This window comes from Streptococcus sp. GMD4S, assembly GCF_000296955.1.
The window spans coordinates 1-15,762 of sequence record NZ_AJRE01000051.1 but is presented as its reverse complement, the minus strand read 5'-3'; the positions used below and the strand labels follow the sequence as shown (position 1 = coordinate 15,762).

The following is a 15,762-nucleotide window of genomic DNA, read 5'->3' as shown; positions in this document are numbered from 1 at the left end:
TTTTCCCCAGTTTGGCTGAGATAGGCTACTGGAGATAAATCCAATTGTAGTTTTTTATGGTAATCTTGTGGCATAAAACCAAGTGAAATCTCTCTTTTGGCGCTTAGTAGTTGCTGCAACTTGGCTAACAGAGTTGATTTTCCAGCACCATTTGGCCCGATGATACCGATTTTATCTTGGCCACGGACCGTTAGTCGTAACTCTTGAGCTAAAATGCGCTCGCCAATGGACAAATTTTCTTTTTCCAGTTGGACTAAGACTTTAGAAGCCGGTAATGGTTGGATGTCTGAAAAGAAAAGTTGGATTTGTTCCTCTTCAAGTGGTTTTTGGGTCATGGACTGAGCTTCCTTTTCAAAACGTTTTTCTTGAGAGAGAACAGTTTTCATCTTTTTAGCCAATAGGCGACCGGCAGTACTGTCTTTGGTAGCTCGAAGTGCAGTTTCTACATTTTGCTTAACTCGGCGATGTTTTTCCATGGTTTTGTCATAGGCTCTCTGGTCGTTAGCAGCTTGCTGACTTTGTCTGGCAAAATTAGCCTTTCTCTGCTCACTATAGCGATCATAGTCTAAATGCTCGACTAGCGTTTCCGCTTCTTTCCGATGCTTGACCAGCCGCAAGTGGACAATAGTATCTGCCGTATGAGAAAGAAAGTCTTCATCATGGGAAATGAAAATAACAGTTTGACTAATCTTTCGAATCTGCCTTTTTAGCCAATCAACCGTCTCAAGGTCAAGGTCATTTGAAGGTTCATCTAAAAATAGAATCTCAAAAGGTTTTGCTAACTCGTGAATGAGCTGAATTTTCAAAGCTTCGCCCCCTGAGAGGCTCCCAATTTCTTGATCGCTAGCAAAACGATCGCTATCAAAATGCAATTCCTCCGCCAAGCGATAGAGAATACTGTAGTCTAAATCAGCGGAATCTAAAAAGAAGTAATCGTGTAGAGTCCTATTTTTTAGCTCCTCAGGTAACTTTTGAGGAATGTAGGCCAGTGATTGAAGGTCAGACTGGATGTCGCCCCTGATAGTAAAATCAGATAATGCTTCTCCCATTAAAGCCCGTAGTAAAGTCGATTTACCATTTCCTTCTTCACCAATAATAGCAACCTTTTCCCCGTCTTGGATGGTCATGCTTAGGTCAAATACAAGATCTCGTAGATCTTTGTTTTGCGTGATAGTTAGATGATTGATTTTTATCATATTGTTGCCCTTTCTAGAATGTCGATAGTGCATAACAAAAAGCTCTACTTTATCTAGTAGAGCCAAAGTCACTGTCCAAAACTCTATTAATACTCTTCAAAAATCAAATTCAAACCACGTCAGCGTCGCCTTACCGTACTCAAGTACAGCTTGCGGCTAGCTTCCTAGTTTGCTCTTTGATTTTCATTGAGTATAAAATGCCAGAAAAAGAGCATAAAAGAGCACACAAAAAGAGACAAAAACAAGATCTACTAAATAAAGTTCTTTATTTGATAGATTAGTTGTTCATGTCTCCCTTACCTCCGAGTATTAGTATCTCTATCCTATACCTTTCAGGAAATTTTGTCAATAGAAAACAAGTAATTTCAAGCTCTAAAATCCGAAAACAGGTCCATAGAGAGTCAGTACGTGTTTGACATGTTCATAGTGGAACTTGTCATATTTGCGCCAAGCAGTACGAGCTTGATCGTTTAGTTTTAGGCTCCCTAGTCCAATCAGCAGACTAGTACGTTGGTAAAATTTCTCAAGGTTGATTAAGATACTGTTGTCCAGCTTTTCTGCTTTTTTTAGTTCCTTAAGAGTGGTGTTCAGCAGCTCTTGTAGTCGAAGATCATCGGCTGTTTCTTGTTTGCAGCTTTGGTAGCTTTTATTTAACTCGGAAAGGAGTTGATAAGCTTCGGTGATGAGTGCTTTGTCTTCCATATGAGCATCCTCCTTGCTCTGATGTATTCTTGCCTATAGTATAGCACTAATCAGAAAATATGTCATAGTAAATATGTTAAAAAATGAGATTTTAATCTCAAAGTTTGGGAGGCTGACTTATAGCCTTTTCATGGTATAATCAAGTGAGTACATCTTTATGGAGGAAATATGAAGTTAAATATTCAAGAAATTCGTAAGCAACCTGAAGGCCTGCATTTTGAACAAGCTTTAGACCTGGCAGCAGAATTGTGTAAACGAAATCAAGAGATTTTAGATGTCAAAGATATCCTTGCAGTGGGGAAGGTACAGTACGAAGACCGTCTGTATTTCTTAGACTATCAGTTGTCATATACCATTGTCCTTGCTTCCAGCCGCAGTATGGAGCCAGTTGAGTTGGCTGAGTCTTATCCAGTGACAGAGGTTTTCATGGAAGGAGCGACCAACCAACTGGACCAGGAAGTTCTTGATGATGACTTGGTCTTGCCTATCGAAAATGGGGAAATCGACCTTGCTGAGAGCGTAGCAGATAATATCTTGCTCAATATCCCTATCAAAGTCTTGACGGCAGAAGAAGAGGCGGGCCAAGGTTTTGTGTCAGGAAATGACTGGCAAATCATGACTGAAGATGAATACCAAGCCCAACAAGCAGTCAAGAAAGAAGAAAACAGTCCATTTGCTGGCTTGCAAGGACTGTTTGATGGAGACGAGTAGATGGTTTTATCCAAGAAACGTGCCCGTCATGTCATAGAGGAAATTATTGCCCTCTTTCCAGATGCTAAGCCTAGTCTTGATTTTTGCAATCATTTTGAACTCTTGGTTGCGGTCATGTTGTCAGCCCAGACCACAGATGCAGCGGTAAACAAGGCCACACCAGGTCTCTTTGCTGCTTTTCCAACGCCACAAGCCATGTCTGTAGCGACAGAGAGTGAAATTGCTTCACACATTTCTCGCCTGGGACTGTATCGAAATAAGGCTAAATTCCTTAAAAAATGTGCCCAACAGTTACTAGAGGATTTTGATGGTCAAGTGCCTCAGACTCGAGAGGAATTAGAAAGTCTAGCTGGTGTTGGTCGTAAAACAGCAAATGTCGTCATGAGTGTGGGGTTTGGGATTCCTGCTTTTGCAGTGGATACTCATGTGGAGCGTATCTGCAAGCATCATGATATCGTTAAAAAATCAGCTACGCCACTTGAAGTAGAAAAACGTGTTATGGATGTCTTGCCACCAGAAGAATGGTTAGCAGCTCACCAGGCCATGATTTACTTTGGACGAGCTATCTGTCATCCCAAAAATCCAGAATGCGATCACTATCCCCAACTGTATGATTTTAGCAATGTTTAAGAGGACACTGAAAAAAGTTTTTGCTTGATTTTAAGGGTGCTTTATGCTATAGTAAATGATAACTAAATAATCCTTTAAACCTGTCCCGTGAGGCAGGCAAGGAGCGCGATAAAGTAGAAGGGTGAAGTCTATACTGTTTATAGTTGGGCTCGCTTGGCCATACATTTCAAGTCTCCTTGTAGAAGGAGACTTTTCTTTTTGGAGGTTTGTCATGAAGACAAAAGAAGTTGTAGACGAATTGACTGTCAAACGAGCGATTACGCGAATTACTTATGAGATTATCGAGCGCAATAAAGATTTGAATAAGATTATCCTAGCAGGGATAAAAACGCGTGGTGTTTTCATCGCTCATCGTATCAAAGAACGCTTGGAGCAGTTGGAAAACATCACAGTTCCTGTTGTGGAATTGGACACCAAACCTTTCCGTGATGATGTTAAAAGCGGAGAAGATACTTCTTTGATTTCTGTTGATGTGACTGACCGTGAGGTTATCTTGGTGGATGATGTACTCTATACAGGCCGTACTATCCGTGCTGCTATTGATAACATTGTCGGCCATGGTCGTCCTGCGCGCGTGAGTCTTGCGGTGCTAGTTGACCGTGGACATAGAGAATTGCCTATCCGTCCAGATTACGTTGGGAAAAATATCCCAACCAGTCGTTCTGAAGAAATCATCGTAGAGATGACAGAACTTGATGGCCAAGACAGAGTTCTGATTACTGAAGAAGCTTAGAAAGCTGAAGGAGTAGCCATGTCAGAAAATCAACAAGCATTGAACCATGTGGTTTCCATGGAAGACCTCACAGTTGATCAAGTGATGAAATTGATTAAACGAGGGATCGAGTTTAAAAACGGAGCCCAACTTCCCTACGAGAACAAACTTATCGTATCGAATCTTTTCTTTGAGGATTCTACACGGACACATAAGTCCTTTGAAGTGGCAGAGATTAAGCTAGGCTTGGAGCGACTGGACTTTGATGTGAAGACTAGTTCGGTTAATAAGGGTGAGACACTGTATGACACTATCTTGACCCTATCTGCTCTAGGAGTGGATGTCTGTGTGATTCGCCACCCAGAGGTCGACTATTACAGAGAGTTGATTGCGAGTCCGTCGATTACAACTTCTATTATTAATGGTGGTGATGGCTCGGGACAACATCCTAGCCAGAGCTTGCTTGATTTGATGACTATTTATGAGGAATTTGGCCACTTTGAGGGTCTCAAGGTTGCTATTGCAGGCGACTTGGACCACTCACGCGTTGCCAAATCCAATATGCAAATTTTGAAACGCTTGGGAGCTGAACTGTACTTTGCAGGACCTGAGGAATGGAGAAGTCAAGAGTTTGCGGACTATGGACAGTTTGTAACTATTGATGAGATTGTTGATCAGGTGGATGTTTTGATGTTACTCCGCGTTCAACATGAACGCCATGAAAGTGGAGCTGTTTTTTCAAAAGAAGACTACCATGCTCAACACGGCTTGAACCAAGAACGCTATAATCGCTTAAAAGAAACAGCAATCATTATGCATCCTGCTCCAGTGAATCGAGATGTGGAAATTGCTGACCACTTGGTTGAAGCGCCAAAATCACGCATTGTCCAACAAATGACCAATGGTGTCTTTGTTCGAATGGCAATCTTAGAATCCGTATTGGCGAGTAGAAACGCCAACTAAAACACAAGACGTTAAAAGACGCCAGTGAGCGTCCACGAGAGGTGAAAATATGACAAAAAGACTTCTAGTATTAGAAGATGGTACAGTTTTTGAAGGCAAGGCCTTCGGAGCAGATATTGATGTAACAGGCGAAATCGTCTTTAATACAGGGATGACCGGCTACCAAGAATCCATTACAGACCAGTCTTATAATGGACAAATCTTGACCTTTACTTATCCTTTGGTAGGAAATTATGGCATTAACCGTGATGATTATGAATCCATCATTCCAACTTGTAAGGGAGTTGTCGTTTTTGAAGAGGCGCGTCGAGCTAGCAACTGGCGCAACCAAATGACCTTGGATGAATTTTTGAAAGCCAAGAAAATTCCAGGTATTTCAGGGATTGATACGCGTGCCCTTACTAAGATTATCCGTAAGCATGGTACGATGCGTGCAACCTTGACTCACGTCGGGGACAGTATGGACCATGTGACGGACCAGCTCCAAGCAACAGTCTTGCCAACAGACAATATCAAACAGGTTTCTACTAAAACTTCCTATCCAGCTCCAGGAGTTGGTTTGAGTGTGGTCTTAGTAGACTTTGGTCTCAAGCACTCAATCTTACGTGAACTTTCTAAGCGTAACTGTAACGTTACGGTTGTTCCTTATTCAACAACAGCGGAAGAAATTCTCCACCTAAATCCTGATGGAGTTATGTTGTCAAATGGTCCAGGTAACCCAGAAGATGTTCCAGAAGCACTAGACATGATTCGTGGTGTGCAAGGGAAAATTCCAATTTTCGGTATTTGTATGGGACACCAACTATTTGCCATGGCAAACGGGGCGAAGACCTACAAGATGAAATTTGGTCACCGTGGATTTAACCACGCGGTACGTGAAATTGCAACAGGACGCGTAGACTTTACCAGCCAAAACCACGGTTATGCAGTTAGCCGTGAGGACTTGCCAGAGCATTTGATCATTACCCACGAAGAAATCAATGACAAGTCAGTTGAAGGAGTTCGCCACAGATACCAACCAGGTTTCTCTGTTCAATTCCACCCAGATGCAGCTCCCGGCCCACACGACGCTAGCTACCTCTTTGACGAATTTATCGAGATGATGGAAGCTTTTAAACAAGTAAACTAAGAACGAGCAAAAGCTCGTCGGAGAATTTATGTAACTGAACACGGACGGAAAGCTCGGAATTTAGAGAAACCAACTTGGATTGTCAATCCTTCCTTGGTTCCCTAAAATTCAGTCGCTTTCTATTCGTCCTTTGTATCTTATTTAATGTCGCTCTGTGAGGCGACGAATAGAAAGGCAGGTCGTTTCTTTTAGTCGCTATCAGGCGAACTAAAAACTCCCTGCACTAGATTTTTTATCGAAAAATATCGTTTCTCTAAAAAATCGTCGGAGAATTTATTTAATGGCAACCAGAGAGTTGCCGAATAGAAAGGAGAAGATACATTGTTCGCGGAAGTGAACACGCCCTAAGAACTGTGTGAAAAAGATAAACATCGTCTTGACGCTAAAGGCGTCTGCACCGAGTTTCCTATTTTCACTGTGTTCTTTACGGGCTTTGTATCATAAACTATGCCTAAACGTACTGATATTCAAAAAATTATGGTGATTGGTTCTGGTCCAATTATTATTGGTCAGGCTGCTGAGTTTGACTACGCGGGGACCCAGGCCTGCTTGTCTTTGAAAGAGGAAGGTTATGAAGTTGTCTTGGTGAACTCAAACCCTGCCACCATCATGACGGACAAGGAGATTGCGGACAAGGTCTACATCGAACCGATCACACTCGAGTTTGTGACACGTATTCTCCGTAAGGAACGTCCAGATGCCTTGCTTCCAACTCTTGGAGGCCAAACAGGGCTCAATATGGCCATGGAATTGTCTAAAAATGGAATTCTAGATGAGCTTGGAGTAGAACTTCTGGGTACTAAATTGTCTGCCATCGACCAAGCAGAGGACCGTGACCTCTTTAAACAATTGATGGAAGAGCTTGAACAACCAATTCCAGAATCTGAAATTGTCAACACAGTAGAAGAAGCAGTTGCCTTTGCAGCGACAATTGGCTACCCAGTCATCGTTCGTCCAGCCTTTACCCTAGGTGGTACTGGTGGTGGTATGTGTGCCAACGAGGAAGAACTACGTGAAATCGCTGAAAATGGGTTGAAATTGTCACCTGTTACCCAATGTTTGATTGAACGTTCAATCGCAGGTTTCAAGGAAATCGAGTACGAAGTCATGCGCGATTCAGCTGACAATGCCCTCGTTGTTTGTAACATGGAAAACTTTGACCCAGTGGGGATTCACACAGGGGATTCCATCGTATTCGCCCCTGCGCAAACCATGTCTGACTATGAAAACCAAATGCTACGTGACGCGAGCTTGAGCATTATTCGCGCCCTCAAGATTGAAGGTGGGTGTAACGTTCAGCTGGCCCTTGATCCCCACAGCTTCAAGTACTATGTCATCGAAGTAAACCCTCGTGTATCGCGTTCGTCAGCCCTTGCTTCTAAGGCAACTGGTTACCCAATTGCTAAATTGGCTGCTAAGATTGCCGTCGGTTTGACCTTGGATGAGGTTATTAACCCAGTCACGGGTTCAACCTATGCCATGTTTGAACCAGCCCTTGACTACGTGGTTGCTAAGATTCCACGTTTCCCATTTGACAAGTTTGAAAAAGGTGAGCGCCGTCTTGGGACACAGATGAAGGCCACCGGAGAAGTCATGGCTATCGGTCGAAACATCGAAGAATCTCTCCTTAAGGCCTGTCGCTCCCTTGAAATTGGCGTTCACCACAATGAAATGCCTGAACTTGCAGCGGTTTCAGATGATGCTTTGATTGAAAAGGTTGTCAAGGCTCAAGATGACCGTCTCTTCTACGTATCAGAAGCTATTCGCCGTGGTTACACACCAGAAGAAATTGCTGAATTGACCAAGATTGATATCTTCTATCTGGATAAACTCTTGCATATCTTTGAAATTGAGCAAGAATTGGGTGCTCATCCACAAGATCTAGACGTTTTGAAAACAGCTAAACTAAATGGCTTCTCAGATCGTAAGATTGCTGAACTATGGAAAACAACAGCTGACCAAGTTCGTCAACTTCGCTTGGAAAACAAGATTGTCCCAGTCTACAAGATGGTCGATACTTGTGCGGCGGAGTTTGACTCTGAAACACCATATTTCTATTCAACCTATGGCTGGGAAAATGAGTCTATCAAGTCTGATAAGGAATCTGTCCTAGTCCTAGGTTCAGGTCCAATCCGTATCGGACAAGGGGTTGAGTTTGACTACGCAACTGTTCACTCAGTTAAGGCTATCCAGGCTGCTGGTTATGAAGCTATTATCATGAACTCAAACCCAGAGACCGTTTCTACGGACTTCTCTGTGTCTGATAAGCTCTACTTTGAACCATTGACATTCGAAGATGTCATGAATGTCATTGATCTTGAGCAACCAAAAGGCGTCATCGTTCAGTTTGGTGGTCAAACAGCTATCAACCTTGCAGAGCCATTGGCAAAAGCAGGTGTGACCATCCTTGGTACACAGGTTGCTGACCTAGACCGTGCCGAAGACCGTGACCTCTTTGAACAAGCGCTTAAAGATTTGGATATTCCACAGCCACCTGGCCAAACAGCAACTAATGAAGAAGAAGCGGTGCTTGCTGCTCGCAAAATTGGCTTCCCAGTCCTCGTTCGCCCATCTTATGTCTTAGGTGGACGTGCCATGGAAATCGTAGAAAATGAGGAAGATCTTCGTTCTTACATGCGTACAGCTGTTAAGGCTAGTCCAGACCACCCAGTTCTTGTTGACTCTTACATCGTTGGGCAAGAGTGTGAAGTTGATGCCATCTCAGACGGAGAAAATGTCCTCATCCCTGGTATCATGGAGCACATCGAACGTGCCGGTGTCCACTCAGGTGACTCAATGGCCGTTTATCCACCACAAACCTTGTCGCAAAAGGTGCAGGAAACCATCGCAGACTATACCAAACGTCTAGCAATAGGTCTTAACTGTCTTGGGATGATGAACATTCAGTTTGTCATCAAGGATGAGAAAGTCTATGTTATTGAGGTCAATCCACGTGCCAGCCGTACGGTTCCATTCCTTTCTAAGGTAACCAATATTCCTATGGCTCAGGTAGCTACTAAGCTCATTCTTGGTCAAAGTCTTGAAGAACTGGGCTACCAAGATGGACTTTATCCTGAAAGTGCTCGCGTCCATATCAAGGCACCAGTCTTCTCCTTTACGAAACTAGCAAAGGTAGATAGCTTGCTCGGTCCTGAAATGAAGTCAACAGGGGAAGTCATGGGTTCTGATACTACTCTTGAAAAAGCTCTCTATAAGGCTTTTGAAGCTTCTTACCTGCACTTGCCAACCTTTGGAAATGTTGTCTTTACCATTGCTGATGATGCCAAAGATGAAGCCTTGGACTTGGCTCGTCGTTTCCAAAATATCGGTTATGGTATCCTTGCGACAGAAGGGACAGCAGCCTTCTTTGCCAGTCATGGACTTCAAGCCCAACCTGTTGGTAAGATTGGTGACGATGAACAGGATATCCCAAGCTTTGTCCGCAAAGGGAAAATCCAAGCGATCATCAATACTGTTGGAACCAAACGAACTGCTGACGAAGATGGTGAGCAAATCCGTCGTTCAGCCATTGAACACGGTGTGCCACTCTTTACAGCCCTAGATACAGCTAATGCCATGCTCAAGGTGCTAGAAAGCCGTAGTTTTGTCACAGAAGCGATCTAGTTGAGACAGAATTTTCACAGTTTTAAAGCCAGCGTCAGAAAACGCTGGCTTTTACAATACTGATATTGTTTATTTCAACTATCATTTGTTTTCTTAGGAATCATTCTAAAATGTGATATAATAAGGAAGAATTGGAAATAGGAAACTATTTTCATGATATTTTCAAAAACTCCATTAAGAAAATAGGTAAAGACAGATTAGAAAGTGTAAAATTCCGATGTCTTCTTACAAAAAAGTCTCTCTTTCTGAGATCAATCAATCTATTGAAACTCCCAATAACAATCATTTTTGGCAAAATCTAAAAGCATTCTTAGGACCTGGAGCCCTTGTAGCAGTTGGTTATATGGATCCTGGAAACTGGATTACCAGTGTGGTTGGTGGTGCCTCCTACAAATATAGTCTCTTATTTGTTATTTTGATTTCATCCATCATTGCCATGCAACTACAACAGATGGCTGGAAAGCTCGGTATCGTAACTAGGATGGACCTAGCACAGGCAACTGCACATCATGCTCCCAAGTGGCTTCGTTATAGTTTATGGGTGATTTTAGAATTAGCTTTAATGGCGACCGACTTAGCTGAGGTTCTAGGCTCAGCGATTGCCTTAAATCTTTTATTTAAAATACCAATTATGGTCGCTATCCTCTTAACCGTTTTAGACGTATTTCTTTTGTTGTTGTTGATGAAATTTGGCTTCAAAAAGATTGAAGCCATTGTTACGACCCTTATTTTAACCATATTAGCCATCTTTACCTATCTGGTGGCTTTATCCAATCCAAGTATTCAGGGTATTTTTGGTGGTTATTTACCGACTCCAACATTATTTGAAACACCATTACCAGGTCATGAAAGCCAATTGACCTTGGCTTTAGGAATTGTGGGGGCGACAGTCATGCCCCATAATCTCTATCTTCATTCATCCCTATCCCAAACAAGGAAAATCAATCACAAAGATAAGAAGGATGTTCGAAAAGCCGTGCGTTTTATGACCTGGGATTCAAATCTTCAGTTGTCCCTAGCCTTTATTGTCAATTCCTTGCTTCTCATTTTAGGGGCATCTCTCTTTTTTGGTCATGCATCTGAAATTTCAGCTTTTTCTCAAATGTACAATGCTTTACAGGATTCGAAGATAGCAGGAGCGATAGCTAGTTCAACTCTGTCAACTTTATTTGCCCTAGCCCTCTTAGCAAGTGGTCAAAATTCGACCATTACAGGTACTTTGACAGGACAGATTGTCATGGAAGGTTTCTTGCATCTGAAATTACCTCAGTGGATTATCCGTATCGGTACACGGATTTTTGCCTTACTCCCTGTGATTATTGTTGCCGTTTTGTTTGGACATCAAGAAAAAACCTTGGATCAGTTATTGGTCTATTCACAGGTATTTCTGTCAATCGCTCTTCCGTTTTCAATCTTCCCCTTAATCTATCTGACCTCTAAGAAGTCACTGATGGGAGAATTCACTAATGCCAAGTGGAACACCATCCTAGGTTACGCAGTTTCAATCATCTTGACCATTCTCAATATCAAGCTTCTTTTTGATATTTTTTAACCTCGTTTGAAATCAATTATAGTGTCAGCGTGAAGGTTGACAACATAGAAAGTAGTAGTGATTGGTTCATAAAAAGAAGTACAAAAAAAGAACAGTGGTAACTGTTCTTTTTTATCATTATTTGAGACCGTATTTTTTGTTGAAACGATCCACGCGTCCATCTGCTTGAGTGAACTTTTGACGTCCAGTGTAGAATGGGTGTGAGTCTGATGAAATTTCCACACGGATCAATGGGTAAGTTTCGCCTTCGAACTCAACAGTTTCGTTAGAGCGTTTTGTTGAACCGCTAAGGAATTTGTAACCAGTAGTTGTGTCCATGAAGACAACTGGGCGATATTCTGGATGGATATCTTTTTTCATTTTGCAATATTTCCTTTCTGCCATGGTCTCTTTGCGAGCCATAGATTGTTACTATACTAGTCTATCAGATTCTGATAAGTTTGGCAAGTCTTTTCCCTGATTTTATTAAAAATCTTGATAAAAAATCACTCCAGTGTTTACTGGAGTGAGGGTAGAAGAATGATTAGTTCTCTTGATTTGGAGCTTTTTCTTCTTGTTGATTTTTTACTTCTGTTTCTTTTACTGGTTCTGCGTTTTCTTCTGCTGATTTAGCCTCTTTTTCAGTTTCAGTAGGTTCTGTTTCTGTTGATTCTGTTACAGTTTCAGCTTCAGCCTCTGTTTCAGTTGGTTCGGCTACTGGCTCAGCTTCTGTTTTTGTTTCAGATTCAGATTCAGTAGTTTCTTCTTTTACTGGTTCTGCATTTTCTGCTGCTGATTCAGCTTCCACATTAGCTGGTTCCTTAGATTCTTCTTTTTGCTCGGTTTCCTCTTTAGCTGTCTCTGTTTTATCAGCTGTAGTTTCTTCTTTTTTACGTTCTTGGGATTCTTTTTTGATTTCTTCGACTGCAGTTTTAACGGTAGAGCTTGTTACACGTCCGACAGTTTGAGCAAAATCTTTACCAGACTCAGCTAATTCAGTAAATGATTCTTTTGTAATTTTACCACCTGACATTGCCAAGAGACCAGTTACAACTAGTGCAATGCTAGCAAGAATAGCCAAAATCAAACCAAAGCCGATTGAAATGCCATATCCACCAAAGTTAGACATGTACTTATTTACATTAAAGAGACTATTTAGTGTGACGAGAGTTGCAATTGCACCCGCAACAATGACACCAATTGAGAACCCTTTAGGCATTGCTTTATTCATGTTATTCAAGCACGCAAGAACAATAGACACAATAGCCGCGATAATGACAAACCACCCATCACCTTGGTAACCATTCACACTATAGGACCCAAAAGAACCTGCATTTAAACTAGCCCATGGCAAGAGTGAACCAAGGATTGCTACTCCAGCAGAAATGAGAATATACAAACGATTTTTTTCCATTATTATGTCTCCTTTTATTCAGTTTGATTTATTATACCATAAACTGAGGTACAAAGAAACCGTATATTTTAAGAAACTAGCATATAAAAGGCCAAGAAAATTCTTTCTTAGCCTTGGTGCATCTGTAGGGCCTCTTTTAGTTCTTTGTATATTTGTTCGTTTTCTTCTAGACTATAGGAATTGGCGCCACTGGCTAATGGATGCCCTCCTCCGTCGTGTCGTTTGGCAATCTCATTGATAGGAGTGATTTTACTGCGCATACGCACACGGAAGTGACCATCAGCTTGTTCAACAAAGATAGCCCAAGCCTTAACAGTATCAATTCGGCCAGGTGCTCCGACAATTGCAGCTGTTTCAGCATCCGTAACCTTATATTTTTCCAAGGTGTCTTGAGTAAGTAGAACGCGTGCAGCTCCATTCTCATCAACTTCTAAATGATCATAGACATACCCTTGCAGTTTTGCAATCTTGAAGCTCATGGTATCCATTTGACGAGACAGTCCAGCAAAGTCAAAATCAATTTCTCGGAGCTGGCCAGCTATTCTAAAGGTACGGGCACTGGTTGAAGGGTAGAGAAAACGCCCTGTGTCCCCGACAATTCCTGCATAGAGAAGTCGTGCCGCTTCACTAGACAAAGTTAGCTGATTTTCTTGAGCAAATAATGCAATCATCTCACTGGCGCTGCTTGAACTTGTATCCACCCAAGATAGGTCACCATAGATGTCATCATTTGGATGGTGATCGATTTTGATGGTGAAATTAGCTTGTTCGTAGCGTTTATCATCGATACGAGGGCGATTCGCTGTATCACAAATAATAGCAAGAGCTCCTTGGTAGTCATTGTCTTGGACAGTATCCATTTCCGCCATCCAGGTTAGAGTTGGTTCGTTATAACCGACTGCTTTGATGGTCTTTTCTGGAAAATGGTGTGTGAGAAGAGCTTTTAAACCTACCTGACTCCCTAAGGCATCTGGATCTGGTTTCATATGACGATGAATGATAATGGTATCGTATTCTTTGATTTTCTCTAAAATTTGCTGGCAAATTTCCATAAGTAACCTCAATTCTTTCTCATTTCATTGTAGCACAAGAATTTTTATTTTTAAAATGAAAAAGATATGATATAATGGAGAAAGATAAATTGAGGAGGACGATATGGCATTAGCAAAAATTGTATTTGCCAGTATGACCGGTAATACCGAAGAAATTGCAGATATTGTAGCAGATAAATTGCGTGACTTGGGCTTGGATGTCGATGTTGATGAATGTACGACTGTTGACGCTTCAGACTTCTTGGAAGCGGATATCGCAATTGTTGCGACTTACACTTACGGAGATGGAGAATTGCCAGATGAGATGATGGACTTCTACGAAGACCTAGCTGATCTCAACTTGAATGGCAAAATCTACGGAGTGGTCGGTTCAGGAGATACCTTCTACGACGAATTCTGTAAGGCTGTTGATGACTTTGATCGTGTATTTGTAGCGACAGGAGCTGAAAAAGGTTCAGAGTGTGTTAAAGTGGACCTCTCTGCCGAAGAAGAAGACATCGAACGTTTGGAACAATTCGCAGAAGAATTGGCTGCAAAAGTAGGATAAGAATCAAACTGCGCTGACTGGAAGAAGTCAGTGCGTTTTTTTATTAGTTTTTTGGGATTTTACTAGCCTATTTGGTGGCTTTTTGATACAATAATTCAAATAAAGGAGGAGACACTATGGATTTAGATACTATTCGGCAAGAAATTGATCAAATCGACGACCAAATCGTCAAGCTCCTAGAAGAACGGATGCATTTGGTTGAGGGAGTAGTTGCCTATAAGAAAGCCTCAGGAAAACCTATTTTAGATTCCAAGCGAGAAGAAATCATTTTTGAAAAGGTCAAAAATCGAGTAGAAGATAAGCGCTACCAGGAGACCATTGTTGCGACTTTTTCAGACATTCTCAAACGTTCGCGTGATTATCAGGATCAAAACATCAAATGAAAAAAGAACAATTTTATCCGCTCGGGATTTTTCTGGCTGCTATGTTGGGAGGCCTTGTCCGCTACCTGGTTTCTACTTGGTTACCAGCCAGTCCCGACTTTCCTTGGGGTACCCTCCTTGTCAACTATCTGGGAATATTCTGCCTGGTCTATCTGGTAAAAGGCTATCTGGCCCATAAGGGAACTAGTAAAGGCTTAATTTTGGCGCTGGGGACGGGTTTTTGCGGTGGCCTGACAACCTTTTCTAGCCTAATGCTTGATGCAGTAAAACTGCTTGATACCGGGCGTTATCTTAGCTTAATCATCTATCTGCTTTTGAGTATTGGAGGAGGTCTACTCTTGGCTTATGTTCTAGGGAGGAAGAAATGGTAATCGTTTATCTTGCAATCGCCTGCGGGTTCGGAGCCCTGGTGCGGTATTTCTTTTCCCGCTATAATCAAGCTTCTAAATTGCCCCTCGGAACGCTTATAGCCAATCTTTTAGGTTGTTTTTTGATCGGCCTACTCTACAATCATGTGGAGTCCAAGGAAATCTATGCCATCCTAGCGACAGGTTTTTGTGGAGGGTTAACGACCTTTTCAACCTTGAATGACGAGCTACAAAGACTAATCAGTGACAAGAAGGTATTTTATAGCTATTTTCTCTTAACTTATATAGGCGGTTTTCTAGCGATTTTTTTAGGAATTCTGCTATAAATTTCTTTACTTTTAGGTGGAAATTTGGTAAACTGTATCTTGTGTGTAATGGACGCACAAAAATACAGTTTATCCGCTGAGGAAGGTTCCTCAAGATTGACAAAGATAGGAGAATAAAATGAATCCATTAATCCAAAGCTTGACTGAAGGTCAACTTCGTACAGATATCCCATCATTCCGTCCTGGTGACACTGTTCGTGTACACGCGAAAGTTGTCGAAGGTAACCGTGAACGTATCCAGATTTTTGAAGGTGTTGTTATTGCACGTAAAGGTGCAGGCATCTCAGAAAACTACACAGTTCGTAAAATCTCTAACGGTGTAGGTGTTGAGCGTATCTTCCCAATCCACACTCCACGTGTTGAAAAGATCGAAGTTGTTCGTTACGGTAAAGTACGTCGTGCGAAATTGTACTACTTGCGTGCTCTTCAAGGTAAAGCAGCTCGTATCAAAGAAATCCGTCGTTAATTCGACTA

At 41.9% G+C, this 15,762-nt stretch carries 17 protein-coding genes; 12 read left to right on the top strand and 5 right to left on the bottom strand.

Going from position 1 to position 15,762, the window contains the following annotated elements; translation table 11 throughout:
• A partial coding sequence (locus GMD4S_RS05110) for an ATP-binding cassette domain-containing protein (protein ID WP_044129812.1) occupies nucleotides 1-1,229 on the bottom strand: 1,229 nt, incomplete at its 3' end.
• 339 nt (nucleotides 1,230-1,568) lie between these two features.
• Nucleotides 1,569-1,898, bottom strand: coding sequence for a hypothetical protein (locus tag GMD4S_RS05105; protein WP_000389547.1), 330 nt, complete (start codon nucleotides 1,896-1,898; stop codon nucleotides 1,569-1,571).
• A 168-nt stretch (nucleotides 1,899-2,066) separates the two neighbouring features.
• On the opposite strand from GMD4S_RS05105, the gene GMD4S_RS05100 reads away from it, so the two are divergent.
• From GMD4S_RS05100 to GMD4S_RS05070, 7 genes are all read left to right on the top strand, one after another.
• Entirely contained in the window at nucleotides 2,067-2,609 is a 543-nt protein-coding gene (locus GMD4S_RS05100; RefSeq protein WP_000773195.1) for a YceD family protein, read from the top strand.
• A complete protein-coding gene (nth, locus tag GMD4S_RS05095; protein WP_000244426.1) occupies nucleotides 2,610-3,239 on the top strand; it encodes an endonuclease III in 630 nt (209 codons plus the stop codon). It abuts the gene before it with no gap.
• Nucleotides 3,240-3,450: 211 nt separating this feature from the next.
• Nucleotides 3,451-3,972 carry a bifunctional pyr operon transcriptional regulator/uracil phosphoribosyltransferase PyrR gene (gene pyrR, locus GMD4S_RS05090; RefSeq protein WP_000850018.1) on the top strand — a complete coding sequence of 174 codons (522 nt, stop codon included), beginning with the start codon at nucleotides 3,451-3,453 and terminating at the stop codon, nucleotides 3,970-3,972.
• A gap of 18 nt (nucleotides 3,973-3,990) precedes the next feature.
• Nucleotides 3,991-4,914, top strand: coding sequence for an aspartate carbamoyltransferase catalytic subunit (locus tag GMD4S_RS05085; RefSeq protein ID WP_001293851.1), 924 nt, complete (start codon nucleotides 3,991-3,993; stop codon nucleotides 4,912-4,914).
• Nucleotides 4,915-4,963: 49 nt separating this feature from the next.
• Nucleotides 4,964-6,043: a carbamoyl phosphate synthase small subunit gene (locus tag GMD4S_RS05080; RefSeq protein WP_000166850.1), complete on the top strand. Its 1,080-nt coding sequence runs from the start codon at nucleotides 4,964-4,966 to the stop codon at nucleotides 6,041-6,043.
• A gap of 447 nt (nucleotides 6,044-6,490) precedes the next feature.
• Nucleotides 6,491-9,667: a carbamoyl-phosphate synthase large subunit gene (carB, locus tag GMD4S_RS05075; RefSeq protein ID WP_001126419.1), complete on the top strand. Its 3,177-nt coding sequence runs from the start codon at nucleotides 6,491-6,493 to the stop codon at nucleotides 9,665-9,667.
• 217 nt (nucleotides 9,668-9,884) lie between these two features.
• On the top strand, nucleotides 9,885-11,219 hold the full coding sequence (locus GMD4S_RS05070) for an Nramp family divalent metal transporter (RefSeq protein WP_000100513.1): 1,335 nt from the start codon (nucleotides 9,885-9,887) through the stop codon (nucleotides 11,217-11,219).
• 117 nt (nucleotides 11,220-11,336) lie between these two features.
• On the opposite strand, the gene GMD4S_RS05065 is transcribed toward GMD4S_RS05070, so the two are convergent.
• The 3 genes from GMD4S_RS05065 to GMD4S_RS05055 all read right to left on the bottom strand — a co-directional run bounded on the left by GMD4S_RS05065 (nucleotide 11,337) and on the right by GMD4S_RS05055 (nucleotide 13,664).
• Nucleotides 11,337-11,579, bottom strand: a complete 243-nt coding sequence (locus GMD4S_RS05065) for a type B 50S ribosomal protein L31 (RefSeq protein WP_000710762.1) — start codon at nucleotides 11,577-11,579, stop codon at nucleotides 11,337-11,339.
• A gap of 163 nt (nucleotides 11,580-11,742) precedes the next feature.
• Nucleotides 11,743-12,612 (bottom strand): DUF5336 domain-containing protein, encoded by an 870-nt coding sequence (locus GMD4S_RS05060; RefSeq protein ID WP_000414498.1) that lies wholly within the window; start codon nucleotides 12,610-12,612, stop codon nucleotides 11,743-11,745.
• A gap of 107 nt (nucleotides 12,613-12,719) precedes the next feature.
• Entirely contained in the window at nucleotides 12,720-13,664 is a 945-nt protein-coding gene (locus GMD4S_RS05055; protein WP_000401790.1) for a DHH family phosphoesterase, read from the bottom strand.
• Between the two features lie 103 nt (nucleotides 13,665-13,767).
• Between GMD4S_RS05055 and GMD4S_RS05050 the strand changes: the two genes are divergently transcribed.
• The 5 genes from GMD4S_RS05050 (at nucleotide 13,768) to rplS (ending at nucleotide 15,754) form a co-directional block, all read left to right on the top strand.
• The gene (locus GMD4S_RS05050) at nucleotides 13,768-14,211 is read left to right on the top strand and encodes a flavodoxin (protein WP_001162125.1); all 444 of its coding nucleotides are present in this window, start codon (nucleotides 13,768-13,770) and stop codon (nucleotides 14,209-14,211) included.
• Nucleotides 14,212-14,327: 116 nt separating this feature from the next.
• Complete coding sequence (locus GMD4S_RS05045) at nucleotides 14,328-14,594, top strand: chorismate mutase (protein WP_000362498.1); 267 nt, start codon at nucleotides 14,328-14,330, stop codon at nucleotides 14,592-14,594.
• On the top strand, nucleotides 14,591-14,965 hold the full coding sequence (gene crcB, locus GMD4S_RS05040; RefSeq protein WP_000712101.1) for a fluoride efflux transporter CrcB: 375 nt from the start codon (nucleotides 14,591-14,593) through the stop codon (nucleotides 14,963-14,965). Before GMD4S_RS05045 ends, crcB (GMD4S_RS05040) begins: the two co-directional genes overlap by 4 nt.
• On the top strand, nucleotides 14,959-15,288 hold the full coding sequence (crcB, locus tag GMD4S_RS05035) for a fluoride efflux transporter CrcB (protein ID WP_000237393.1): 330 nt from the start codon (nucleotides 14,959-14,961) through the stop codon (nucleotides 15,286-15,288). Before crcB (GMD4S_RS05040) ends, crcB (GMD4S_RS05035) begins: the two co-directional genes overlap by 7 nt.
• Nucleotides 15,289-15,406: 118 nt before the next feature.
• Nucleotides 15,407-15,754, top strand: a complete 348-nt coding sequence (rplS, locus tag GMD4S_RS05030) for a 50S ribosomal protein L19 (protein ID WP_001068669.1) — start codon at nucleotides 15,407-15,409, stop codon at nucleotides 15,752-15,754.
• The last annotated feature ends 8 nt before the right edge of the window (nucleotides 15,755-15,762 follow it).